The 23,421-nt window shown below is 59.7% G+C and carries 23 protein-coding genes; 13 read left to right on the top strand and 10 right to left on the bottom strand.

Translation table 11 applies throughout. The features are described 5' to 3' along the window. Nucleotides 1-157 precede the first annotated feature (157 nt). Nucleotides 158-1,168, top strand: coding sequence for a DNA-directed RNA polymerase subunit alpha (locus AC4CWH_RS08990; RefSeq protein WP_491281720.1), 1,011 nt, complete (start codon nt 158-160; stop codon nt 1,166-1,168). A gap of 101 nt (nt 1,169-1,269) precedes the next feature. Beyond that, entirely contained in the window at nt 1,270-1,695 is a 426-nt protein-coding gene (rplQ, locus tag AC4CWH_RS08985; RefSeq protein WP_491281719.1) for a 50S ribosomal protein L17, read from the top strand. Nucleotides 1,696-1,817: 122 nt separating this feature from the next. Here the strand turns inward: rplQ and AC4CWH_RS08980 are convergent, their stop codons facing one another. Continuing rightward, a complete protein-coding gene (locus AC4CWH_RS08980) occupies nt 1,818-2,204 on the bottom strand; it encodes a YciI family protein (protein WP_491321277.1) in 387 nt (128 codons plus the stop codon). Between the two features lie 178 nt (nt 2,205-2,382). Continuing rightward, nucleotides 2,383-3,255 (bottom strand): DUF817 domain-containing protein, encoded by an 873-nt coding sequence (locus tag AC4CWH_RS08975; RefSeq protein WP_491321276.1) that lies wholly within the window; start codon nt 3,253-3,255, stop codon nt 2,383-2,385. A 49-nt stretch (nt 3,256-3,304) separates the two neighbouring features. Here AC4CWH_RS08975 and AC4CWH_RS08970 point away from each other — a divergent pair, with 49 nt between their 5' ends. Then, nucleotides 3,305-3,715, top strand: coding sequence for a ribosomal maturation YjgA family protein (locus AC4CWH_RS08970; protein WP_491321275.1), 411 nt, complete (start codon nt 3,305-3,307; stop codon nt 3,713-3,715). Here AC4CWH_RS08970 and msrQ read toward each other — a convergent pair. Together msrQ and msrP are read right to left on the bottom strand one after the other, a co-directional pair. After that, nucleotides 3,701-4,330, bottom strand: coding sequence for a protein-methionine-sulfoxide reductase heme-binding subunit MsrQ (gene msrQ / locus AC4CWH_RS08965; protein WP_491321274.1), 630 nt, complete (start codon nt 4,328-4,330; stop codon nt 3,701-3,703). The genes AC4CWH_RS08970 and msrQ overlap by 15 nt on opposite strands. 2 nt (nt 4,331-4,332) lie before the next feature. Beyond that, nucleotides 4,333-5,280 (bottom strand): protein-methionine-sulfoxide reductase catalytic subunit MsrP, encoded by a 948-nt coding sequence (gene msrP / locus AC4CWH_RS08960; protein ID WP_491321273.1) that lies wholly within the window; start codon nt 5,278-5,280, stop codon nt 4,333-4,335. A gap of 257 nt (nt 5,281-5,537) precedes the next feature. Between msrP and ilvD the strand changes: the two genes are divergently transcribed. Beyond that, nucleotides 5,538-7,373, top strand: coding sequence for a dihydroxy-acid dehydratase (gene ilvD / locus AC4CWH_RS08955; RefSeq protein ID WP_491321272.1), 1,836 nt, complete (start codon nt 5,538-5,540; stop codon nt 7,371-7,373). Between the two features lie 58 nt (nt 7,374-7,431). Here the strand turns inward: ilvD and AC4CWH_RS08950 are convergent, their stop codons facing one another. Then, nucleotides 7,432-8,385, bottom strand: coding sequence for a LysR family transcriptional regulator (locus tag AC4CWH_RS08950; RefSeq protein ID WP_491321271.1), 954 nt, complete (start codon nt 8,383-8,385; stop codon nt 7,432-7,434). An 89-nt stretch (nt 8,386-8,474) separates the two neighbouring features. Here AC4CWH_RS08950 and AC4CWH_RS08945 point away from each other — a divergent pair, with 89 nt between their 5' ends. Both AC4CWH_RS08945 and AC4CWH_RS08940 read left to right on the top strand, forming a co-directional pair. Continuing rightward, the gene (locus AC4CWH_RS08945) at nt 8,475-8,909 is read left to right on the top strand and encodes a DMT family transporter (protein ID WP_491321270.1); all 435 of its coding nucleotides are present in this window, start codon (nt 8,475-8,477) and stop codon (nt 8,907-8,909) included. Further along, nucleotides 8,906-9,361, top strand: a complete 456-nt coding sequence (locus AC4CWH_RS08940; RefSeq protein ID WP_491321269.1) for a DMT family transporter — start codon at nt 8,906-8,908, stop codon at nt 9,359-9,361. The genes AC4CWH_RS08945 and AC4CWH_RS08940 overlap by 4 nt, the downstream gene beginning before the upstream one ends. A 41-nt stretch (nt 9,362-9,402) precedes the next feature. Here AC4CWH_RS08940 and AC4CWH_RS08935 read toward each other — a convergent pair whose 3' ends face one another. Then, the gene (locus AC4CWH_RS08935; protein WP_491281712.1) at nt 9,403-9,771 is read right to left on the bottom strand and encodes a lysozyme inhibitor LprI family protein; all 369 of its coding nucleotides are present in this window, start codon (nt 9,769-9,771) and stop codon (nt 9,403-9,405) included. 287 nt (nt 9,772-10,058) lie between these two features. Here AC4CWH_RS08935 and AC4CWH_RS08930 point away from each other — a divergent pair, with 287 nt between their 5' ends. Next, the gene (locus AC4CWH_RS08930; RefSeq protein ID WP_491281711.1) at nt 10,059-11,459 is read left to right on the top strand and encodes a DegQ family serine endoprotease; all 1,401 of its coding nucleotides are present in this window, start codon (nt 10,059-10,061) and stop codon (nt 11,457-11,459) included. Beyond that, the gene (locus AC4CWH_RS08925; RefSeq protein ID WP_491321268.1) at nt 11,456-12,772 is read left to right on the top strand and encodes a replication-associated recombination protein A; all 1,317 of its coding nucleotides are present in this window, start codon (nt 11,456-11,458) and stop codon (nt 12,770-12,772) included. Before AC4CWH_RS08930 ends, AC4CWH_RS08925 begins: the two co-directional genes overlap by 4 nt. A gap of 10 nt (nt 12,773-12,782) precedes the next feature. Here the strand turns inward: AC4CWH_RS08925 and AC4CWH_RS08920 are convergent, their stop codons facing one another. Continuing rightward, nucleotides 12,783-13,106 (bottom strand): DUF1883 domain-containing protein, encoded by a 324-nt coding sequence (locus tag AC4CWH_RS08920; protein ID WP_491281709.1) that lies wholly within the window; start codon nt 13,104-13,106, stop codon nt 12,783-12,785. A gap of 424 nt (nt 13,107-13,530) precedes the next feature. Between AC4CWH_RS08920 and AC4CWH_RS08915 the strand changes: the two genes are divergently transcribed. From AC4CWH_RS08915 to AC4CWH_RS08895, 5 genes are all read left to right on the top strand, one after another. Beyond that, nucleotides 13,531-14,220: a superoxide dismutase gene (locus AC4CWH_RS08915; RefSeq protein ID WP_491321267.1), complete on the top strand. Its 690-nt coding sequence runs from the start codon at nt 13,531-13,533 to the stop codon at nt 14,218-14,220. 145 nt (nt 14,221-14,365) lie between these two features. Further along, nucleotides 14,366-14,776 (top strand): c-type cytochrome, encoded by a 411-nt coding sequence (locus AC4CWH_RS08910; protein ID WP_491321266.1) that lies wholly within the window; start codon nt 14,366-14,368, stop codon nt 14,774-14,776. A gap of 228 nt (nt 14,777-15,004) precedes the next feature. Further along, entirely contained in the window at nt 15,005-15,646 is a 642-nt protein-coding gene (locus tag AC4CWH_RS08905; protein WP_491281706.1) for an outer membrane protein, read from the top strand. 347 nt (nt 15,647-15,993) lie between these two features. Further along, nucleotides 15,994-16,959 carry a cell division protein FtsZ gene (gene ftsZ, locus AC4CWH_RS08900; protein WP_491281705.1) on the top strand — a complete coding sequence of 322 codons (966 nt, stop codon included), beginning with the start codon at nt 15,994-15,996 and terminating at the stop codon, nt 16,957-16,959. A gap of 91 nt (nt 16,960-17,050) precedes the next feature. Then, the gene (locus AC4CWH_RS08895) at nt 17,051-17,863 is read left to right on the top strand and encodes an SDR family oxidoreductase (protein WP_491321265.1); all 813 of its coding nucleotides are present in this window, start codon (nt 17,051-17,053) and stop codon (nt 17,861-17,863) included. A gap of 97 nt (nt 17,864-17,960) precedes the next feature. Here the strand turns inward: AC4CWH_RS08895 and AC4CWH_RS08890 are convergent, their stop codons facing one another. The 3 genes from AC4CWH_RS08890 to AC4CWH_RS08880 form a co-directional block, all read right to left on the bottom strand. After that, nucleotides 17,961-18,230 (bottom strand): helix-turn-helix domain-containing protein, encoded by a 270-nt coding sequence (locus AC4CWH_RS08890; protein WP_491321392.1) that lies wholly within the window; start codon nt 18,228-18,230, stop codon nt 17,961-17,963. After that, entirely contained in the window at nt 18,188-18,889 is a 702-nt protein-coding gene (locus AC4CWH_RS08885; protein WP_491321264.1) for a hypothetical protein, read from the bottom strand. The genes AC4CWH_RS08890 and AC4CWH_RS08885 overlap by 43 nt, the downstream gene beginning before the upstream one ends. Nucleotides 18,890-19,053: 164 nt before the next feature. Then, nucleotides 19,054-22,869 (bottom strand): vitamin B12-dependent ribonucleotide reductase, encoded by a 3,816-nt coding sequence (locus AC4CWH_RS08880; protein ID WP_491321263.1) that lies wholly within the window; start codon nt 22,867-22,869, stop codon nt 19,054-19,056. Nucleotides 22,870-23,421: the final 552 nt, after the last annotated feature.

The following is a 23,421-nucleotide window of genomic DNA, read 5'->3' as shown; positions in this document are numbered from 1 at the left end:
CGCGGCGGTCCCGGTTCGAATTCGTGTAATGCCGCCTTACTTCGTCAATCGAGGTTTGGCGGCTTTGCCGTAACGCCTAAGAAGAGTGTTTCTCCTTGGCGCTTCTCATGCTCGGTTGCCACGATTGGATAGTGGCAGCGAACGGAAGGTTTTAATCATGATCCAGAAGAACTGGCAGGAACTGATCAAGCCGAACAAGGTGGAGTTCACCTCGTCCGGCCGCACCAAGGCCACGCTCGTCGCGGAGCCGCTGGAACGCGGTTTCGGTCTGACACTCGGCAACGCGCTTCGCCGCGTTCTGTTGTCGTCTCTGCGTGGTGCTGCCGTCACTGCTGTGCAGATCGACGGCGTTCTGCACGAATTCTCCTCCATCCCCGGCGTTCGGGAAGATGTGACGGACATCGTGCTGAACATCAAGGAAATCGCCATCAAGATGGATGGCGACGATGCAAAGCGGATGGTCGTGCGCAAGCAGGGCCCGGGTTCTGTGCTTGCCGGCGATATCCAGACGGTTGGCGACATCGAGATCCTCAATCCGAACCATGTGATCTGCACGCTCGACGAGGGTGCCGAGATCCGCATGGAATTCACGGTGAACAACGGCAAGGGTTATGTTCCTGCCGATCGTAACCGTGCCGAAGATGCGCCGATTGGTCTTATCCCGGTCGACAGCCTCTACTCCCCGGTCAAGAAAGTGTCCTACAAGGTGGAAAACACCCGCGAAGGCCAGGTTCTCGACTATGACAAGCTGACCATGACCATCGAAACCGATGGTTCGGTCACGGGCGAGGATGCCGTGGCGTTTGCCGCTCGCATTCTTCAGGACCAGCTGTCGGTCTTCGTCAACTTCGACGAGCCGCAGAAGGAAGCAGAAGAAGAATCGGTCACTGAACTCGCGTTCAACCCGGCTCTCCTCAAGAAGGTCGACGAACTGGAACTGTCTGTCCGTTCGGCCAACTGCCTGAAGAACGACAACATCGTCTACATCGGCGACCTCATCCAGAAGACCGAGGCGGAAATGCTGCGCACGCCGAACTTCGGTCGCAAGTCGCTGAACGAGATCAAGGAAGTTTTGGCTTCCATGGGCCTGCATCTGGGTATGGAAGTTCCTGCCTGGCCGCCGGAAAACATCGAAGATCTCGCCAAGCGCTACGAAGACCAGTATTAACCCGCCCAACCGTTCCGCGCGGGCCAGTGTCTGGCCCGCAGATGGAATTGGAAAGCATGTTTAAACTGCAGGCGGATGCCTGCAAGTAAAGGAGACCAGAGATGCGCCACCATAAAGCCGGCCGCAAGCTCAACCGTACCGCCAGCCACCGCAAGGCAATGTTTGCCAACATGGCGGCTTCGCTCATCACGCATGAGCAGATCGTAACGACGCTTCCGAAGGCCAAGGAAATCCGTCCGATCGTTGAAAAGCTGGTCACGCTCGGCAAGCGCGGCGACCTGCACGCTCGTCGTCAGGCCATCTCGCAGATCCAGGATCAGGACGCTGTGAAGAAGCTGTTCGATGCCATTGCTTCGCGTTACGCAACCCGCAACGGCGGTTACCTGCGTATCATGAAGGCTGGCTTCCGCCAGGGCGACAACGCTGCCATGGCCGTCATCGAGTTCGTTGAACGCGATGTGAACGCCAAGGGCGCAGCCGACAAGGCTCGCGTTGCCGCTGAAGCAGAAGCTGCTGAAGCCGCATAATGTTTTGCCCTGTAAAGGGTAGACACGAAAAAGGCCGGACGAGCGATCGTCCGGCCTTTTTGTTGTATCTGAATGGGTGACCTTAAGGCCTTTGAACCAAGGCGGTTTGGTGCTTCCTGCCGTCAATGGTTGGCATCGGCCGATGTCACGGCAGCAAAATCCGACATTTCGTAAAAGGCACGGATTTCGATTTCGCTCGGACCCGGCATGGGATTTGGGCAGCGCGTTACCCAGGTAATCGCTTCCTCCATGCTCTCGACCTCCCAGATCCAGTAGCCGGCGACCAGTTCGCGGGTTTGCGGAAAAGGGCCATCGGTGACCCGCCGATCATGTCCCTCGAAGGCGATCCGCTTGCCGAGCTTCGAGGGCTTCAAGCCGTCACCGGTAATCAGGATCCCGGCCTGCATCAGCTCGTCGTTGAACTCTCCCATCGCCGCCATTGCTGCCGCGGTTGGCATGATACCCGCTTCGCTGTCTTCGGTGGCCTTGACCAACACCATGACGCGCATGTCTCTCTCCTCTTGTGTGGGAGGGCACTCCTTCGCACCCCGGGCCACCTTGAGGGGGCGGGGCATCTTTCCACAAGCTTTCAACACACATATTCTGCTGCTGAGGGTATCGTTGCAGACGTTCGTTCGCCCGGTCATACCGGTTGGGTTCGCAACCGGCTCGCGGCTGGGCAGGACGCTATTTCGGGATATGGATGGTGTCGCGGATATGTTTCAGTGACGCAACGATCGTGAATGTCATGATGACCAGCAGCGTCCATGAACTCCATTTGCCGATATGCACAGTCGACCATGCGCCGAGTTGGTTTGGATAGTGCCAGACTGCAAAGAAGGTGGAGATGTTTTCTGCCAGCCAGATGAAGAAGCCGATCAGAATGAAAGACAGTAGCATGGGCATGCGGCGGTCCCGGTCGTAAGGGCGAAAAATCACTGTGGCACGCGCGTAAAGGCCAATGGCAAGGGCTGCCAGGTACCAGCGGTAATCGCCGATATAATGATGTGCGAAGAAATTGGCGTATATGGCGAGCGCCACCAGTGCAGCCATCCAGTAGGGCGGGTGGTGTTCTATGCGGACATGGAGGATGCGCCAAGCCTGTATGATGTAGCTGCCGACGGCTGCATACATGAAGCCGGAAAAAAGCGGCACGCCCAAAACCTTGGTATAGGCGAAATCCGGATAGGACCATGACTGGATGGTGCCGGATGTCTTGAACACTTCAAGCGCAAAGCCCACGATATGAAACAGGCAGATTGCCTTCAACTCATCCTTGGTTTCCAGTTTTGTCCAGATCATCCAGGCCTGGATCGTCAGCGCTATGATTAACAGCAGGTCATAGCGCGGTATGCCGAAAAGCCCGCTGCGTGGGACGACGAAGATCGACACGAAAAACAGCCCGGCAAACAGGCAGGCTCGCCCTTCTTTGATGCCGAATAAGAGGAACTCGACGACGAAGCGTTTTATGCCCGCAAGACCTGGATCGGAGCGCGGATGCGTCAATGCGGCGTCAAAGGTCTGCAGGAAACCGTTCTTGCCGCCTGCCACTCTCTGCATCGTTTGCCCCTGATTGTATTTTCCTCATCACATCCCTTACAGAAGTGGCATGGACAAATTCAAGGCAATACCCAAAGCGTTGCGGCGTCGGTTGATGACTGCGGCCTTCGTAATCCTATGCGGTTTGACACTGCGGCTGACCGGGTATGACATCGGCTTGCCGTATGTTTTGGTCAAATACGGTGGCTCCTTTCTCTGGGGCATGATGGTGTTGTGGATCGTCGGGGCGATCCTGTATGGCCGGTCAATTCTCGTCATCGCGCTGGTAGCTGCTGTCATTGCGGTATTGACCGAGTTCAGCCGGCTTTACCATACGCCCTGGCTTGATGCCTTCCGCCTGACTCTGGCAGGCGCTCTGCTGTTGGGGCGGATCTTCTCCTGGGCTAATATCCTAGCCTATTTGTTGGGTATTGGTCTTGCAGCAGCAATCGAGCTGAGTAGGGCTTCATCTCGCAAATGACCTGCGTCCCCGGCGGCGCTCCATCAGCTTCGGCCGCACCAGCCGGTAGCCCAACAGAACCGTGACCACCGCGATATAGAACGCAGGCTCCAGCGTCAGGCTCTTGCGCGACAGTACGAAATGCAGGATCGCGACGAGGAGCACGAGGTAGCTCAGCTTATGCAGCGTGTTCCAGCGGCTGCCGAGCTTTCGGATCGACCAGCGGTTGGAGGTGAGCGCCAGCGGGATCAGCATCACAAGGCCCGCCATGCCGAGCATGATATAGGGCCGCTTCAGGATATCCCCGAGGATCGAGGAGAGAACGAGGGCTCGGTCCAGCGTCAGGTAGACGGCGAAATGCGCCAGCACATAATAGAAGGCGATCAGCCCCAGCGCCCGTCGGTAGGCGATGAGGTTGGTGCCGAAGAGGTCGCGGATCGGGGTGATCGCAAGCCCGAGACAGAGAAACCTGAGAGCCCATAGTCCGAGCAGATGCTCGAATGTTCTCACCGGATCGGCGCCGAGATCTCCGAAGACCCCCTGGTAAAAGGCATAGAGGCCCGGTAGCAGGCCGATCACATAAAGCGCCCAGACCGAAGCCGGTTTGTAGCGCGCGGTAAGGGCAAGTTGCGCCATGCTCAGAAGAACTTCTTCAGGTCCATGCCGGCATAGAGGCTTGAAACCTCATCGGCGTAACCGTTGAAGGGCAGGGTATCCAGCGTGCGGCCGCCGAAGAGGCCACTGCCTTCGCCGATGCGCCGTTCCGTCGCTTGGCTCCAGCGCGGGTGATCGACCTTCGGGTTCACGTTGGCGTAGAAGCCGTATTCGCTGGGAGCAGAGATGTTCCAGGTGGACGGCGGCTCCTTGTCGGTGAGGGTGATCTTGACGATCGACTTGATGCCCTTGAAGCCGTATTTCCACGGGGTCACCAGGCGGATCGGCGCGCCGTTCTGGTTGGGCAGGGTTTCGCCGTAGACGCCGGTTGCAAGTATTGCCAGCGGATGGCGGGCCTCATCCAGCCGCAGGCCCTCGACGTAAGGCCAGGGCAGGGCCTGGAAAAAGCCGCTCTGGCCGGGCATCTGTTCCGGGCGCACCACGGTTTCGAAGGCGACATATTTGGCGCTGCCAAGCGGCTCCACCCGGTCCAGGATGGCCGAGATGGGAAAACCGACCCAGGGGATGACCATGGACCAGGCCTCGACGCAGCGCATGCGGTAGATGCGCTCTTCCATGGGGATTTCCGCCATGATCTTTTCCATGTCGATCACCTGGGGTTTTGCTACCATGCCGCCGACGGTGATCGCCCAGGGTGTCGGCTGGAAGCTGCCGGAGTTCTGGGCGGGATCGGCCTTGTTGACGCCGAACTCGTAGAAATTGTTGTAGGTGGTGACATCCTTTTTCGGTGTCAGCTTGTCATCGACCTTGTAGATGCTGGGTGTCGTCGCAATGGGGGCAGCGAAAGCGCCGCCGGCGCCGGCAAATGTCAGCCCGGCGGCAGCGCCGGCGATAAAGCCTCGCCGCGACACATAAAGAGACTGCGGTGTGATCTCGGATGCGGGAATGGACGGCGGCCGGTAGAGCGACATGAGACAGTCTCCTGCGGATAAGCGGATCGGTTGTGATATTATCTATTACGTAGCGGCAAGGCGATTTGTTTCACAGGTTTTACGCAGATTTGCCCGGCCACGTTCTCGTGATGCCCCAGGCCTGCGCAGGCGTACCGCTTTGGCCTGTCCTGATAGTGACAGAGTGGGTCATTTCCGCTAGGAAATGCCTAAAAGCAGGGCTTTCAAGCCGACAAAGCGGCCATGCCCGGATAAATTCAAGACCTGAGGAAAACACCATGCCTGCATACCGTTCGAGAACGACGACCCATGGCCGCAACATGGCGGGCGCCCGTGGTCTCTGGCGCGCCACGGGCATGAAGGACAGCGATTTCGGCAAGCCGATCATTGCCGTGGTCAATTCCTTCACGCAGTTCGTGCCGGGCCACGTCCACCTCAAGGATCTCGGCCAGCTGGTGGCCCGCGAGATCGAGGCGGCCGGTGGCGTTGCAAAGGAATTTAACACGATTGCTGTCGATGACGGCATCGCCATGGGTCATGATGGCATGCTCTATTCGCTGCCGTCGCGCGAGATCATCGCCGACTCGGTCGAATATATGGTCAACGCGCATTGCGCCGATGCGATGGTGTGCATTTCCAACTGCGACAAGATCACGCCCGGCATGTTGAATGCAGCCATGCGCCTCAACATCCCGGCCGTCTTCGTCTCCGGCGGTCCGATGGAGGCCGGCAAGGTCGTCATGCATGGCAAGACCGTGGCGCTCGATCTGGTCGATGCCATGGTGGCGGCTGCTGATGAGAAATATTCCGACGAGGATGTGCAGGCAATCGAACGTTCGGCCTGTCCCACCTGCGGTTCGTGCTCGGGCATGTTCACCGCCAACTCGATGAACTGCCTCACCGAAGCGCTCGGCCTGTCGCTGCCCGGCAACGGTTCGACGCTTGCCACCCATTCGGATCGCAAACGCCTGTTCGTCGAGGCCGGCCACCTGATCGTCGATCTCGCCCGCCGTTATTATGAGCAGGACGATGACGGCGTTCTGCCGCGCACGATCGCCACCAAGGAAGCTTTCGAAAACGCCATGACGCTCGATATCGCCATGGGCGGCTCGACCAACACGGTTCTGCATATCCTGGCGGCGGCCTATGAAGGCGGCGTCGATTTCACCATGGACGATATCGACCGCCTGTCGCGCCGCGTGCCCTGCCTTTCCAAGGTGGCGCCGGCAAAGCAGGACGTTCACATGGAAGACGTCCACCGGGCCGGCGGCATCATGCGTATTCTCGGCGAACTGGAACGCGGCGGCCTTCTCAACACCGATTGCAAGACGGTGCATGAGGCAACGCTTGGCGATGCCATCAACCGCTGGGATATTACCCGCACCAATTCGGAAACCGTGCGCACCTTCTTCAAGGCAGCACCGGGTGGCGTGCCGACGCAGGTTGCCTTCTCGCAGTCCTCGCGCTGGGATGATCTGGATACCGACAGCGAAAACGGCGTCATCCGCTCGGTCGAAAAGCCGTTCTCCAAGGATGGCGGCCTGGCGGTACTCTACGGCAATATCGCGCTTGATGGCTGCATCGTAAAGACGGCGGGCGTTGACGAATCGATCCTGAAATTCACCGGCCCGGCGCGCGTCTTCGAAAGCCAGGATGCGTCCGTCAAGGCAATCCTCAACAACGAGGTGAAGGCCGGCGATGTCGTCGTTATCCGGTATGAAGGCCCGAAGGGCGGCCCGGGCATGCAGGAAATGCTCTATCCGACGAGCTACCTGAAGTCGAAGGGTCTCGGAAAGGCCTGCGCGCTGATCACCGACGGTCGTTTTTCCGGCGGCACGTCGGGCCTCTCCATCGGCCACGCCTCGCCGGAAGCGGCCAATGGCGGCGCGATCGGTCTGGTACGCGAAGGCGACATGATCGAGATCGATATTCCGAACCGCACGATCAACCTTCTGGTTCAGGACAGCGATCTGGCAAGCCGCCGTGCCGAGCAGGACAAGCTCGGCTGGAAGCCGGTTGCCCCGCGCAAGCGTAATGTCACGACGGCGCTCAAGGCTTACGCGGCCTTCGCCTCCAGTGCCGACAAGGGTGCCGTGCGCATCCTGCCGGAATGATCCGGATCTGACGGTTCTGATTTGATATTGGCCCGCCGGAGCGATCCGGCGGGCTTTTTCATGCGTCTTGCCCGGCACCCGGCGTTCGGTCCCAATAGGGAGGCGTGCCGATGTGCTCGATCAGGTAGTCGCGAAACGACAGGACCTTGAGGGATCTGAGGCGATTTTCCGGATAGATCAGGTGAATGTCGTGAACGGTAGTGTCGATGGCGGCCTCGTGGTCGGCCATCAGCACCTCCAGACGGCCGCTGTCGATATGGTCGTGCAGGAGCCAGGTCGGGAAGAGAACAAGGCCCTGATGCTGCAGGGCGGCCTCCACCAGGCTTTCTGCATTGTTGCTGGTCAAGTTGCCGCTGACGACATGGGCCTGAAAGGCAGCCGTGCCTGAGCGAAAATACCATTTCTGCGCGCCGCTGATGCCCTTGTAGAGAAGGCAGTTGTGAGCGTTAAGCTCGAGAGGCACCTGCGGGCGACCGTGGCTGGCGAGATAGGCGGGCGAGGCACAGAGCACATAATGCTGGGCGGTGAGCTTTCGGCTGCTGAGGCTTGAATCCTTCAGCATGCCGATGCGGATGGTGATGTCGGCACCCTCGGCCACCGGATCGTGGAAGGCATCCGACAGCGTCAGTTCCACCTCCACCTCAGGGTAACGCGCCTGATAATCGGCAAGCAGCGGTGCCACATGGCGGCGCCCGAAGGCGATCGGCGCATTGATGCGCAGCAGCCCGCGCGGCGCACCCGCAGCCCCGCCGCTTGCCCGCTCGGTTGCCAGATCGAGCGATGCGATGAGATCGCGTACCTCAAGGAGATAGGCAGCACCTGCCTCCGTCAGCGTCACCGCGCGTGTGTGGCGAAACAGCAGGCGCTGACCCAGCAGATGCTCAAGACCCTGGATGTGGCGGGAGACGGAAGAGGGCGGCAAGCCGCAGCGTCTGGCACTTTCGGTAAAGCTGCCGGTCGTTGCCACATCAACAAACAGGCGCAGCGACAGGAGAGTGAGTTCGTTGCTCATCGCACAATTATCTTTTGCAATTTGACGTCATTGTTGCGCTGTCGACATTAGCCTATCTGCGGCTCCTTCAACAGAACGGAGGCCGCCTGATGGGCCAAATTTTCATTCTTCTTCTTGTCGTCGCGTCCGGCATGGGGCTGTCCGTCGAAGCGGGCCTGCTCGGGCCGCTTGGCGAGGAAGTCGGTCATACGGCCGCGGCACTGTCGATCTTTCTCGTCGGCGGGCTGCTCTTGTCGGTGGCGTTGGTCTTTGCCCCGCAGCGCAGCCTGCCGAGGCTCCTTGCGCAGCCTCGATGGCTGCTCGCCGGCGGCATTCTCGGGCCCGTCTACGTGATCGTGCTGACCATTGCGACGCCGGTGATCGGCGTTGGCACAACCATGGTCGGCATTCTCTGCGGGCAGGTGGCGGCAAGCCTTGCCATCGACCATTTCGGCCTGTTCGGCACGCCGCGACAGTCGATCGACCGATACCGCCTTTCGGCGCTCGTCCTTATTCTTCTGGCTCTCGGGATACTCAATCGATGATTTTCGTGCTGGTTACTTTTCTTGCGCTGGCCGGTGGTGTTTCGCTTGCCGCGCAATCCTCCATCAACGGGCGGCTCGGCAAGGCCGCAGGCGTGATGGAAACCGCCTGGCTGACCTTTGTGCTTGGGGCGGCGGTATGTTTCCTTCTGTTCTTTTTCTTTGAGCCACCGCATGCGATGACCCTTTTTACCGCGCCAAAATGGCAGTTGATCGGCGCACTGTTCGGTGTGATCTATATTCTGGTGAATGTCGTTGCGGTCCCGCGCGTCGGCATTGCGGCCGCAACGGTTGCAGTCATTACCGGTCAGCTTGCCATGAGCCTCCTGATCGATCACTTCGGCTGGTTCGGCAACAGCGTCATTCCACTGGATGCCAGCCGTTATGCCTCGATTGCGCTGCTTGCCGCAGCGCTCTGCCTGATCTATCTGGGCAATCGCCGGAAGGCGGGATGAGGAGTGGGGGGCAGCCGTTACGCTGCCCCCTCTCACGCTGTTCAGATCGGGCGGATGAGCGACTTTGTCGCCTCTTCCAGCTGCTTCATGCGCTCCTCATAGGCGGCGCGGATGCAGGCGGCGTCGGCCTCGCAGGCCTGGCGTTTCTTCAGCCATGCCAGTTGCTCGTCCTTCAGCTGGTCACGGTTTCCCATCGCCATCAGCGATGTCAGGATGTCGAAGGTGGTGACCATCTTCACGTCGAGATCGTTCAGCGACCGGTCCTCGCAGATCACCTTTTCGCCGCCGGAGAGATCGGGCTTCTGGCAATCGAAGCTTGCGGCAAAAGCCGGTGCGGGAGCAACAAGGGTGAGGCTGGAAAGCGCAAGTGCGCCGGCGGCAAAGGTGTGGGACAAGCGGATCGTCATCATCAAATTAGTCTCCATGAACCCCCACTACGGCTTTGGAACCAAATGGTTCCCGCCAAAATGCAGGCACGGCGAGCGGCGGGGCAGCAAGGCCGTAAAGCAGCGCGCAACTGCTGCGCAATGACGAGCGATCGTCTGGTCTTTCGAAGGTCTGGTTCTATGTCTTCCTCACATGAACATAGTTTAATGCAGATGCAGCATTCAGGCCCGCTGCCTCCCCATTTTCGGCCACCTTTCATTTCTAGCGTTTGTCGGTAGAAGTCATCATACCCTTCAAAGTGAGGAATCACATGCTGAGCATGCCGAAAAGCATCTCCCTCTGCCTTCTGGCCCTGTCGCTTGTTCTGCCGTCGCAAAGTTTCGCGCAGGACAAGACCTTGCCGCAGAGCCGGCCGGAAATGCAGCTTTCCTTTGCGCCGCTGGTCAAGCAGACGTCGGGCGCCGTCGTCAATGTCTATGCCGAGCGTGTTGTGCAGCGACAGAACCCGTTTGCCGGCGACCCCTTCTTCGAGCAGTTTTTTGGCCAGCGCATGCCGAACCGTTCGGAAAAGCAGTCGTCGCTGGGCTCCGGCGTCATCGTCTCGCATAATGGTCTTGTCGTCACCAACAACCACGTCATCCAGGGCGCCGACGACATCAAGATCGCGCTGCCCGATGGCCGCGAGTTTCCCTGCGAAGTGCTGCTGAAGGACGAAAACATCGATCTTGCCGTTTTGAAGATCAAGGGGCAGCAGGAGTTTCCCGTGCTTGCCATTGGCAATTCCGATGCCGTGGAGGTGGGCGATCTGGTGCTGGCCATCGGCAACCCCTTTGGCGTTGGCCAGACGGTGACGAGCGGCATCGTTTCGGCGCTTGCCCGAAACCAGGTGTCGAGCGGCGATGTCGGCTTTTTCATCCAGACCGATGCCTCGATCAATCCCGGCAATTCCGGCGGCGCGCTGATGAACATGCGCGGTGAGCTGATCGGCATCAACACCGCGATCTTTTCGCGCGGCGGTGGCTCGAACGGCATCGGTTTTGCCATTCCGGCCAATCTCGTCAAAGTTTTCGTGGCCGCGGCCGAAGAGGGCAAAAAGAGCTTTGAAAAGCCCTATGTCGGGGCAACCTTCCAGCCGGTCACCTCGGAAGTGGCTGAGGCGCTGGGGTTGAAATCAGCCCGCGGCGCGCTGGTGGTCGGTGTCACGGAAGGCGGTCCGGCGGACAAGGCTGGGCTGAAGCCGGGCGAAGTCATCACGTCCGTCAATGGCATTGCGGTGGAACATCCCGATGCGCTCTGGTACCGCCTGACAACGGCCGGGCTTGGCAAATCCGCCCGCCTCATGGTGTCGCAGAACGGCAGTGAGCGGGAGCTGACCATGACGCTCGGCACGGCGCCGGAGACGGTGCCGCGCGACGAGCGGCTGATTGAGGGGCGCAACCCGTTTGCCGGGTTGAAGGTTGCCAATCTTTCGCCAAAGCTTGCGACAGAACTGCGCCTGCCCACAGACAAGACCGGTGTCGTCGTGGCAGAGGTGGTGCGCAATTCTCCCGCTGCCCGCCTGGGTTTCCAGCCGGGTGACATCGTGATCTCGCTGAATGGCGATGCGGTCTCCTCCACCAAGGTGCTCCAGACACTGGTCGGAAGCGATCCGAACCTCTGGCGGGTTGAAATCGAACGTGACGGACAGCGCATCCGTCAGTTCTTCCGATGAGTGGCGATCTGTTCCAGAAGACCATGCCCGCTGCGGTCGCTTCAGGGCGGCCGCTTGCAGACCGGCTGCGCCCGACCTCGCTTGCCGAGGTGACCGGCCAGCCGCACCTGACGGGCGCCGATGGTGCCCTTCGCCGCATGATTGACGCAGGCTCGCTCGGCTCGATGATCTTCTGGGGGCCACCCGGCACCGGCAAGACAACGGTTGCGCGGCTTCTCTCCGGCGAGGCGGGGCTGGCGTTTGAGCAGATCTCGGCGATCTTTTCCGGCGTGGCTGACCTCAAGAAAGTCTTTGAGACGGCCCGACTTCGGCGCATGGACGGGCGCCAGACACTGCTTTTCGTCGACGAGATCCATCGCTTCAACCGCGCCCAGCAGGACAGTTTTTTGCCTGTCATGGAAGACGGCACCGTAATCTTAGTCGGCGCCACGACGGAAAATCCGAGCTTCGAGCTGAATGCCGCTCTTTTGTCACGCGCCCGCGTGCTGACCTTCCGGGCGCATGACGACGAGAGCCTCGGTGAACTTCTGTTGCGCGCCGAAAAGGTGGAGCAGAAACCCTTGCCGCTGGATGAGGCGGCGCGCTCTGCGCTGGTGCGGATGGCTGACGGCGATGGCCGCGCCGTGCTGACGCTTGCCGAGGAAGTGTGGCGCGCAGCGCGCGAGGGGGAAGTGTTCGACAGCCAGGGCCTGGCACAGATCGTGCAACGCCGCGCGCCTGTTTATGACAAGGCGCAGGACGGGCATTACAACCTCATCTCTGCCCTGCATAAATCCGTGCGCGGCTCCGATCCGGATGCCGCGCTTTATTATCTCGCGCGCATGTTCGATGCCGGTGAGGACCCGCTTTATATCGGACGCCGGTTGGTGCGCATGGCGGTGGAGGATATCGGCCTTGCCGATCCGCAGGCGCTGGTCATCTGCAATGCCGCAAAAGATGCCTATGATTACCTGGGCTCGCCCGAGGGGGAACTGGCGCTGGCGCAGGCTTGCGTCTATCTCGCGACAGCGCCCAAATCCAATGCCGTCTATGTCGCCTTCAAGGCGGCGATGCGGGCTGCCAAGGAAAACGGCTCGCTGCTGCCGCCCAAGCGCATCCTGAATGCCCCAACCAAGCTGATGAAGGGCGAAGGGTATGGCGACGGCTATCGTTATGACCATGACGAGCCGGACGCGTTTTCCGGTCAGGATTATTTTCCCGACAAGCTCGGCCGGCAGGTATTTTACGATCCACCGGAGCGGGGTTTTGAGCGCGAGATCCGCAAGCGGCTCGACTGGTGGTCAAAACTGCGCCGCGAGCGGGGCGGGGCCTGACGTCGTGTTGTCAGGATGCCTTCTTCTGCGCCGGGATAACACCGCCGGCGGACGGGGCGGCGATCATTTTCACCGCTGAATCGGCAAGGCCGTGGTGACCTTCGCAATCCACCACCACATGCCAATGGCCGCCTTCGGGAATGGTGAGCCGGATGGGCGATTTTTTCGCAACGCCACCAACGAATTTGAAATCGAGTTTTTCCGTGAAACGCTGGTAGTTGACCGCCGTCATCAGCCGGACATTGTTGACGGCCGACAGCGTCACCTCGATCACCGTGCCGGGGCGCTGCATGCTGAGGTCAAAATGCGTGAAGCGAAATGCGGGGCCTGCCATGCTTGTCTCCCTGATTTTTGTGCGCGGCCAAGGGTAGGGCGAGGAAGTTAAGGCTTGGTGGAACCGGGTGGCAACTTATTCGTTAACAGAGCGAACAAGACGTGTCGCCAGAGGATTTCCCCGCCCGGGCGGCCATGGCTGTGATCCACCACAGCCGATAACAACAAGAATTTGATCTCCAGTCGTTTCAGGCCTTGTCCCGTTTCCCCTGCCGGACAAGGCCTTTTCTTTGCGCCGAGATGGCGAAACCCCTTTTCTTACAGCAGCTTGAACCCATCGGATGAATCGATGCGGCAACCGCTTGAATCAATCTCTGAGCTTACGAAACCCTACCTCTTGCGGCTGCCGATAACGCAAGGGTGAAGAAACACCGCCGGATGCGCGCTGTTCTATCACAGCCCAGGAAGCATCAGAGGAGGTTTCGATGCAAATAACCCGACGCACCATGTTGACGGCCACAGCGGTGACGGCAGCCGCCACCGTTCTGCAAGCCCCGCCTATTGCAAGGGCGGCCTTGCCGATCTCCCAGCCGGCGCTGCCGTTCGGGGAGGACGCACTGGCGCCGGTCATTTCCGCCCGTACCGTTGGCCTGCATTACGGCAAGCATCACAAGGGTTATTTCGACAAGCTGAACACACTTGCCGCCGGAACGCGTTATGCCGACATGGATCTGGAGGGTATCGTGCAGGCTTCTGCCAAGACGAGCGACGATGCCAAGATTTTCAATAATGCGGCGCAGGCCTTCAACCATGTGGCCTATTGGGACCAGTTCGTTCCGGGTGGACCGGCAAGGCCGGACGGCGATGCGAAAGCGGCAATCGATGCGGCATTCGACGGATATGATGGGTTCATCGACCGCGCGGTAACGGTCTCCGACGAAGTCTTTGGCACCGGCTGGGTATGGCTGACACGAGATGAAGGCAATGCGTTAGCGCTTGTTGGTTATGAGGACGGCAACAATCCGCTGGCCTTCGGACGGCCGGCACTGCTCGGCATCGACATATGGGAACATGCCTATTACCTCGACTATGAAAACCGCAAGGCCGAACACATCCGCGCGGTCCTCGACAAGCTGGTCAACTGGCGTGTGGTGGCAGACCGGATGAGTGCCTGAGTTTTAGTCCCTCCCGAAGATGCGGGTGCCTGACGCCCTTAACGGCGGCAGGCGCCTTTCACGGGGCGTAAAGCCCGGACGTGATATGGTCGAGATCAAACGGGCCTCTTGCCGCGTCCGGCGATGCCTTCATAAGGTTGTCGCCATGTCTAATCCTTCTCGTCTGTCCTCATCTCTCCTTGCACGCGTGGCGCTGCCGGCGATCGCAGTGGCCGCCTTCAGTCTTGCCGCTCCGGCCTCTGCTGCCGATGCGCAAAAGGGCCGCCGCACGTTTCAGCAATGTGCCTCCTGCCATGCGGTGGACAGTGACAGCAACGGCTTTGGCCCGCACCTGAAGGGTGTCGTGGGGCGACGTGCCGGCAGTGTGCCCGGTTATGCCTATTCTGAGGCCATGCAGGAGGCCGGTGCCGCAGGGCTTGTCTGGGATGAGGCGGCGCTTTCGGCCTTTCTCGCCAGCCCCGCCAAAAAGCTGCCGGGCACGAAGATGCGCTTTTACGGATTCTGGTTTCAGTCGCAGATCGATGACGTGATCGCCTACCTCAAGGCAAACCCCTGATTGTGAATGCGATTTAGCTAAAATGCACGGCGAGGCCTGTCCCTTCGGCACGGAAGTGCAGGCTGGACGGTTAATGGAATGTTTATGAATTCATGCGAATGAAAGGTACCTTTGGTGCGGGATCGACGTGCGGTAAACGGGGCGCCGCCGTCTTCTGATCTCGTGGCGACAGCTGAATGTATCGCCTGCGCATTCGCCACACGCAGGCTGTGTATGGAGTAGTAAAATATGACCTCGAAGCCTTTTGCCGTGGCGCTTTTCGCCACTCTTTCCGCCACCACCGCCTTTGCAACGGCTGCGTCCGCTGCCGATCTGGCTGCCCCCTATTCGGAGCCGCCGGCTTATAACGAACCGTCGGTTTCGTCCGGCTGGGACGGCGCCTATGTGGGTGCGCATGGCGGCGTCGCAATGCCCAAGCTCAACCCCTTCTCCGGCAATAACGGCGTCGCAGCCGGTGTGCAGGCCGGTTACAACACCACGGTTGGCCGTGCGGTTGTCGGCGGTGAAGTGGAAGCCTCCTACATGGGTGACACAGAAGTGAAGGTGAACGGCGGCAACCTGAAGGAACGTCACCGTCTGGCCGCCAAAGGCAAGGTCGGCATGCCGCTTGACCAGACGCTGATCTATGGCACGGCGGGCCTTGCCATGACCAACTTCCGCGATAATGGTGACGTCTCCGGCCCGGATGGCTGGAAGCCCGGTTATATCGTCGGTGCCGGCGTTGAGCAGAAGCTCACCTCCAATATTTCCGCCAGGGTGGAATATAACTACACCGGCACGCCGAACGTGCGCAGCTTCGCCAGCGGCGTCGCCTCCGAGCGGGACCTGCATGACCATTCGGTGAAAGCTGGCCTCAACTACAAGTTCTAAGTCGCCGCGCGACTGGGCAAAAAAAGATATGGCTTCCCCAGGTCCGGGGAGGCCATTTTTGTTTGGCGTCGTGCAGGCATGTGCTGAAGGATCAACCGACGGCAAGCGGCAGGCGGGGCAGGAAAAACATCTGCGCAGGCGTCTCTCTTCGCCCCGGCTTTGCCGCCTTGGCCATGCTAATGTGTGCGTCGATTCGCCGTCGGCCCGACAGCATCGGCCCGTTTCCCGGCGCCGGTCTTTTGGACAGCACGACGCGTTTCATCAGGATTTGAAGTGCCGTCTGCGCCTGTGACAAGGGCGGACGGCGCAAGCGCCGGGCTGCAAGCTCTGCATAACAGGAGAATACCATGAGCAATGCCAGGAGCGGCGTTACCGGATTGCGGCCCCATATCACCGTCATCGGGGTTGGCGGCGGCGGCGGCAACGCGATCAACAACATGATCGCGGAGAATCTCGAGGGCGTGGAATTCATCGCCGCCAATACGGATGCGCAGGTGCTCGCCACCTCCAAGGCCTCGCGCCGCATCCAGCTTGGCGCGCATGTCACGGAAGGCCTTGGCGCCGGCTCGCTACCCGAAGTAGGTCGTGCGGCAGCAGAAGAATCCATCGACGAGATCATGGATCATCTCGCCGGCTCGCACATGTGCTTCGTCACCGCCGGCATGGGTGGCGGCACCGGCACGGGTGCCGCACCGGTGATTGCCGCAGCCGCGCGCGCTGCCGGCATCCTGACGGTCGGCGTCGTCACCAAGCCCTTTTCCTTCGAGGGCAACCGCCGGCTGAAGACGGCCGAGGCCGGCATCGAGGCGCTGCGGCTGGCAGCCGATACTGTCATCGTCATTCCGAACCAGAACCTGTTTCGTATTGCTGACGCAAAAACCACCTTTGCCGATGCCTTCATGACCGCCGACCGTGTGCTGTTTGCCGGCGTTGGTTGCATCACCGATCTCATCGTCAAGGAAGGCTTGATCAACCTCGATTTCGCCGACGTGAAATCCGTCATGCGCGGCATGGGCCGGGCGATGATGGGCACCGGCGAAGCGGAAGGCACGGGCCGGGCGATGAAGGCTGCGGAAGCCGCCATCGCCAACCCGTTGCTCGACGATATCTCCGTGCATGGTGCCCGCGGTGTGCTGATCTCCATCTCCGGCGGCTCGGATATGACGCTGTTTGAGGTGGACGAGGCCGCCAGCCGCATTCGTGACGAGGTGCAGGACGAAGCCGACATCGTCGTCGGCGCCATTTTCGACCGCAATCTCGACGGCCGTTTCCGCGTGTCGGTGGTGGCAACGGGGCTGGAAGGCAAGGGCTAAGTTCCTTTGGGGCTCAGACGGGCGCGGGGAGGCGCACGTCTGAGCAACAATTGCCTTGCTGAGGACGCATCAAAAAACGGGAGGAGAGACCATGAGCCGGATTGAAGGCAAGATCGCCGTTATCACGGGCGGCACGCAGGGGGTGGGTGCCGCCATTGCCGAACAGTTTGCGCAAGCCGGTGCGGCCGGCATCGTCATCGTGGGCCGCGATGCGGACAAGGGGCAGGCGGTGGCCGACCGCATCACCGGCGAAACGGGCGTGCCGGTGCAGATGGTGGCGGCCGACCTTGCCGACATCGAGGCGGTGCGCACCGTCATTTCTGCAGCGGACCGTGTGTTCGGCCGCGTGGATATTCTGGTGAATGCCGCCGGGCTCACCGATCGCGGCAATCTGTTGAACACCACGCCAGAGCTTTTTGACCGGATGTTTGCGGTGAATACCCGCGCGCCGTTCTTCCTCATGCAGGATGCGGTGAAACTAATGATCCGCGACGGTATCGAGGGCCGGATCGTCAATATTGGCTCCATGTCGAGCCTTGCGGGGCAGCCCTTCCTCACCCCCTATTCGGCCTCCAAGGGCGCGCTTGCGACGCTCACTCGCAACGCCGCCTTCTCGCTGATGCGCCACCGCATTCATGTGAACCAGTTGGATATCGGCTGGATGAATTCAGACCACGAACGCAAGCTCATCCTGTCGGAAACCGGCGACCCCGATTTCATCGACCGCAAGGCCGCGACAAAACCCTTCGGCCGCATTCTCGACCCGAAGGAAGTGGCCCGCACCGTGCTCTGGATGGCTTCTGACGACAGCGGCATGATGACGGGAGCGGTTATTCCGTTCGACCAGTCTGTTTATGGCGGTTACGACGACGCGCCGGTTCCGGCGGGGTTGCTGGAGGGGTAGGGGCGTTTGTGACATTTTCTGCCGGCGTCGTGCCTTCGTGCTGCTGACCCCGGCAGCCGGTAGGGCAGAGAGGGCGAACTGGCTTAAACGCCGACGATCACGCCGCGCCCTTCGCAAGTGCTTGCGCCGTCCCATCGGGATTGACGGCAACCACCTTCAGATAGGCGCGTGCCGTCTGGTCGGGCACGGAACGTCCCTGCTCCCAATCGCACAGCGTGCCGAGCGGGATGTGGTAACGTGCGGAAAACTCTTCCTGCATCAGGCGGAAGGCCCGGCGGATGACTTTGACATGGGGCATGCGCGGTGCCGCGCAATTGTCTGATGTCAGCGGCGGGTTTCCAGGTCGGTTGGTGCGAGTGCGCGGTATTCTTCAATAGAAGCGGCTATCATAGTCTTGCAGTTTTTTAGGTATGATTGAGTGAATTCTGCATTATACCTAACGAAATTTATACTATTCTCCTCGCAATCGATGGTGTCGTCCGGGCCAAATTTTATGTTTAGGGTTTCGATTGCATCTTCTGCAAGCTTCAATTGATCTAGGAGATTGTTGAGATCATCATAATCTGGTGGTCCGAAATTTTTTTCAAACGCGGAAAATTCGGGGGATCTTAAATGTGCCATCAAATCAGTGAACTGACATCGAAGCTCTCGAATAGTTGTGATGTAATCTTTGTTTTCTATTGCGTCTATCAATTGATTTAAGCGCCACTCGGTTCTCTTCACAGCTACTTCGGCTCTGCGCGCAATTGCGTACGACCGTTGCTGCTGTAAGCGGAGTTTTTCACGGTGGTGACCGCGTGCGTCGCTAATCTGTTTTGACAAGTAAATGAGTGTGGGCACCGCAGCCGCCACAGCCGCCCAGCTACCAAGCGCTGCTATCCATTCGCGCAAGCACTGGTCATTTTCGCCATAGCACCAGCTTTCTCGGAAAAATAGTGGGCTGTCCAAATAAAATGAGAAAAAAATTATTAAACATAAAAGTGCTGTGATTGATAAATAAATCCATTTTTTGCTGCCCTTCATCATGGTCTTCCACCAGACTGCCGTAGCATTGTTATTAAGGGCCAAATAGTACGCTGGAATATTAACTCAATTGATTTCAATATGAGCCAGACGCATGTTTGCGGAATGCGTCTGGCTTCATTTCAATTAAGATCTATTTTCAATCTTCTTGAGTTTTTAGTTGGTCCTCAGCTGCACCCGCTCGTTGCGCCGCACGTGTCGCACTTCTCGCATGTGCCGTTGCGCACCATCGTAAAGTTCTGGCACTCGGAGCACATGTTGCCCGTGTAGCCTTGCGCGATGGAGCGCATGCGGCGGTCGGCTTCCTTCTTTTTGGCTTCCGCCTTGGCGGCGGCGGCGTCTGCCTCGGCCTTGTCGGAGAAGAGGGCGGTGGCGGACTGCTGGCTTTCGTCGGCGAGCGCTTCCTCGGCAATCTCTTCGACCAGTTCCTTGGCGCGTTCTTCGTAGTCACGCTTGAAGGAAACGACTTCAGACGTCGAGATGGCAAGCGTGGTTTCAAGCTTGCGGGCGGCGGAGCCCGCAAACGCCGTTACGTTGCCGCCGGAGGATGCCTTGGCGGGGGCTGCCGTTGCCGAACCCTTCGGTTCGTTGGCGGCGAGGCGCTCGGAACCGCCGGAGACGAGCGTCGGCTTGTAGCCGCGCGTCCAGCCGGTGGAGACGAGGTTGGTCTTGCCTTCCTGGATGCCCTTGCCAAGCGCCGTCTGCGAGAAGTCGGACGTATCGACATGGGCCAGATCGTGGCGGCCGAGGTAGGAGACGGCAAGTTCGCGGAACACGTAGTCGAGGATCGACGTGGCGTTCTTGATCGCGTCATTGCCCGTCACGATGCCGGCCGGTTCGAACTTCGTGAAGGTGAAGGCTTCGACGAACTCTTCGAGCGGCACGCCGTACTGGAGGCCGAGCGAGATGGCGATGGCAAAGTTGTTCATCATCGCACGGAAGGCGGCACCTTCCTTGTGCATGTCGATGAAGATCTCGCCGATGCGGCCGTCGCCGAATTCACCGGTGCGCAGGTAGACCTTGTGGCCGCCGACATTGGCCTTCTGGGTGTAACCCTGACGGCGGTTCGGCAGCTTTTCCCGCTCGCGCGTGACGCGTTCGATCACCCGCTCGACGATCTTTTCGGTGATCGTCACGGCCTGTGCTGCCTGCGGCTGCTGAAGCAGCTCTTCCAGCGCATCGTCGTCGTTCTCATCCTCGATCAGCGAGGCGTTGAGCGGCTGGGACAGCTTGGAGCCATCGCGGTAAAGGGCGTTGGCCTTCAGCGCCAGCTTCCAGGAGAGCATGTAGGCGGAACCGCAATCCTCGACGGTTGCCTCGTTCGGCATGTTGATCGTCTTGGAAATGGCACCGGAGATGAAGGGCTGGGCAGCCGCCATCATGCGGATGTGGCTTTCCACCGACAGATACCGCTTGCCGATCTTGCCGCAGGGGTTGGCGCAATCGAACACCGGCAGATGCTCGTTCTTGAGGAAAGGCGCGCCTTCCAGCGTCATGGCACCGCAGACGTGGATATTGGCAGCCTCGATGTCCTTCTTCGAGAAGCCGATATGTTCCAAGAGGTTAAAGCTCATGTCGGCGAGCTGCTCGTCGGAAACCTTCAGGGTGTCCTTGAGGAAGTCGGCGCCGAGCGTCCACTGGTTGAACACGAACTTGATGTCGAAGGCCGCCTTGGTGGCGCCGTTGATCGCCTCGATCTTCTCGTCGGAAAAGCCCTTGGCGCGCAGCGAACCGGGGTTGATGCCGGGGGCCTGGTTGATGTTGCCATGGCCAACGGCATAGGCCTCGATCTCGGCCAACTGGCTTTCCGAATAGCCGAGCGTGCGAAGCGCTTCCGGCACGGCGCCGTTGATGATCTTGAAGTAACCGCCACCGGCGAGCTTCTTGAACTTTACCAGCGCGAAATCGGGCTCGATGCCGGTCGTGTCGCAATCCATGACGAGGCCGATCGTGCCGGTCGGGGCAATGACGGTCGTCTGGGCATTACGGTAACCGTGCTCTTCGCCAAGTGCGATCGCCTTGTCCCAGGCAGCCTTGGCATGGGCAACCAGATCCTGATCCGGGTTTTCCGAATGGATGAGCGGAACCGGGTTGACCGAAAGGCCTTCGTAGCCGGTCGCTTCACCGTAAGCTGCGCGGCGATGATTGCGCATGACGCGCAGCATGTTCTCGCGGTTCGGCGCAAAGCCCGGGAAGGGGCCAAGTTCCGAGGCGATTTCAGCCGAGGTGGCATAGGAGATGCCGGTCATGATCGCCGTCAGCGAGCCGGCGATGGCGCGGCCTTCGGTTGAGTCGTAGGGAATGCCCGAGGACATCAGCAGACCGCCGATATTGGCATAACCAAGGCCGAGCGTGCGGTATTCGTAGGAGCGTTCAGCGATCTGGCGCGACGGGAACTGCGCCATCATCACGGAGACTTCGAGCACGACGGTCCACAGGCGAACGGCATGTTCGTAATCGGCGATGTCGATGTTCTTGGTCTTGGCATCCTTGAAGCGCAGGAGGTTCAGCGAGGCAAGGTTGCAGGCCGTGTCATCGAGGAACATGTATTCCGAGCACGGGTTCGACGCGCGGATCGGACCGGCCGCCGGCGATGTGTGCCAGTCGTTCATGGTCGTGTTGAAGTGCAGGCCCGGATCGGCAGAGGCCCAGGCGGCGTAGGAAATCTTTTCCCAGAGATCGCGTGCCTTCAGCGTCTTCATCACCTTGCCGTCCTTGCGGGCGGTCAGGTTCCAGTCGCCGTCGTTTTCGACAGCGCGCAAAAAGTCGTCCTTCAGGGAGACGGAGTTGTTGGAGTTCTGGCCGGAGACCGTGAGATAGGCTTCCGAATCCCAGTCCGTGTCATAGGTCTTGAAGTCGAGATCCTTATAACCCTGCTTGGCGAACTGGATGACGCGCTTCACATAGTTTTCCGGAACCTGGTCCTTCTTGGCGGCCTTGATTTCGCGCTTCAGGGCCGGGTTCTGGTTCGGGTCATAGCAAGCTTCGTTATCGCCTTCGCAATTGACGCAGGCCTTCATGATGGCCTTCAGGTGCTTGGCAACAACCTTGGAACCGGTGACGAGGGCGGCAACCTTCTGCTCTTCCTTCACCTTCCAGTCGATGTAAGCCTCGATATCCGGGTGGTCGATGTCGACAACGACCATCTTGGCCGCACGGCGCGTGGTGCCGCCAGACTTGATGGCGCCGGCTGCGCGGTCACCGATCTTCAGGAAGGACATGAGGCCCGACGAGCGACCGCCACCCGACAGCTTTTCGCCTTCGCCGCGCAGGTAGGAGAAGTTGGAGCCGGTGCCGGAGCCGTACTTGAACAGGCGCGCTTCACGCACCCACAGATCCATGATGCCGCCCTCGTTGACGAGGTCGTCCTCGACGGACTGGATGAAGCAGGCATGCGGCTGCGGATGTTCGTAAGCCGACTTCGACTTCGTCAGCTTGCCGGTGAAGGGGTCGACGTAGAAATGGCCCTGGCCGGGGCCATCAATACCATAGGCCCAGTGCAGGCCGGTGTTGAACCACTGCGGCGAGTTCGGCGCAACGCGCTGGGTGGCGAGCATGTAGGACAGTTCGTCCATGAAGGTGGAGGCATCTTCTTCGGACGAGAAATAGCCGCCCTTCCAGCCCCAGTAGGTCCAGGTGCCGGCGAGACGCGAAAACACCTGGCGCGCATCGGTTTCAGACCCGTAACGTTCGCCTTCCGGCACATCCTTCAGCGCCTTTTCATCGGCAACCGAGCGCCAGAGGAAGGAAGGAACGTTGTTTTCCTCAACCTTCTTCAGAAACTTCGGAACGCCGGCCTTACGGAAATATTTCTGCGCGAGAACGTCGGTGGCGACCTGCGAGAACTGCGCGGGCACGTCGATATCGGCCAGGCGGAAAACGATGGAGCCATCCGGATTGCGGATTTCGCTGATCCCCTTACGGAAGGGGATGTCCGCATAGGCACCGTGGCCAGGCTTGGTAAATCGACGTTCTATGCGCATCTCTCTCGTCCTCGCTGTGCGCCGTAGAAAGGCGCAAAAAATCTCATCCGCGGCGGTTGAGCTTCAACCGTCGGCCGTTGCGTGTTCATGCCATGTGGCAAACCATCGCTGGGATGGCGACCTGTATCTGGTGGTTATGATGTCTGTAAACACTAAATATAGTATAAACGACACTTGTCCACCAGCGCATTTTGTCGAGACGAGGCGCAAAACGACACACAGAGACCGCGTCGCGTGCATGCCTTCATGGCAGGCCGCCAACAGACGGAAGGGGTGATTTTGCGCATGAAGAACCGGCCTCGTTAGTTCCGGTTCAGTCGCCGCCGCAACATGGAATTCAATCTCGGCCGAACCTATAGATTCGTCAAGCCGTAGTTTGCAACGGATTTTTAACCACAAGATCTTGTGTCTGTAAGCTGTGGAAAACGGGGAGAAATAAATCGCTGAGGAAACTCAAGGGGTTGTCGCTGCCGTTTGGTGTGATGTTTCAGCCTCCCGTCACGGCAAATGCATCCCGGACGCCAGCTTTGCGCGATAATCCACAATGTTCTC

Source organism: Neorhizobium sp. PAMB6716, assembly GCF_058242805.1.
Note: the sequence above shows the minus strand (reverse complement) of the source record. Positions and strands in the feature narration are given on the sequence as shown.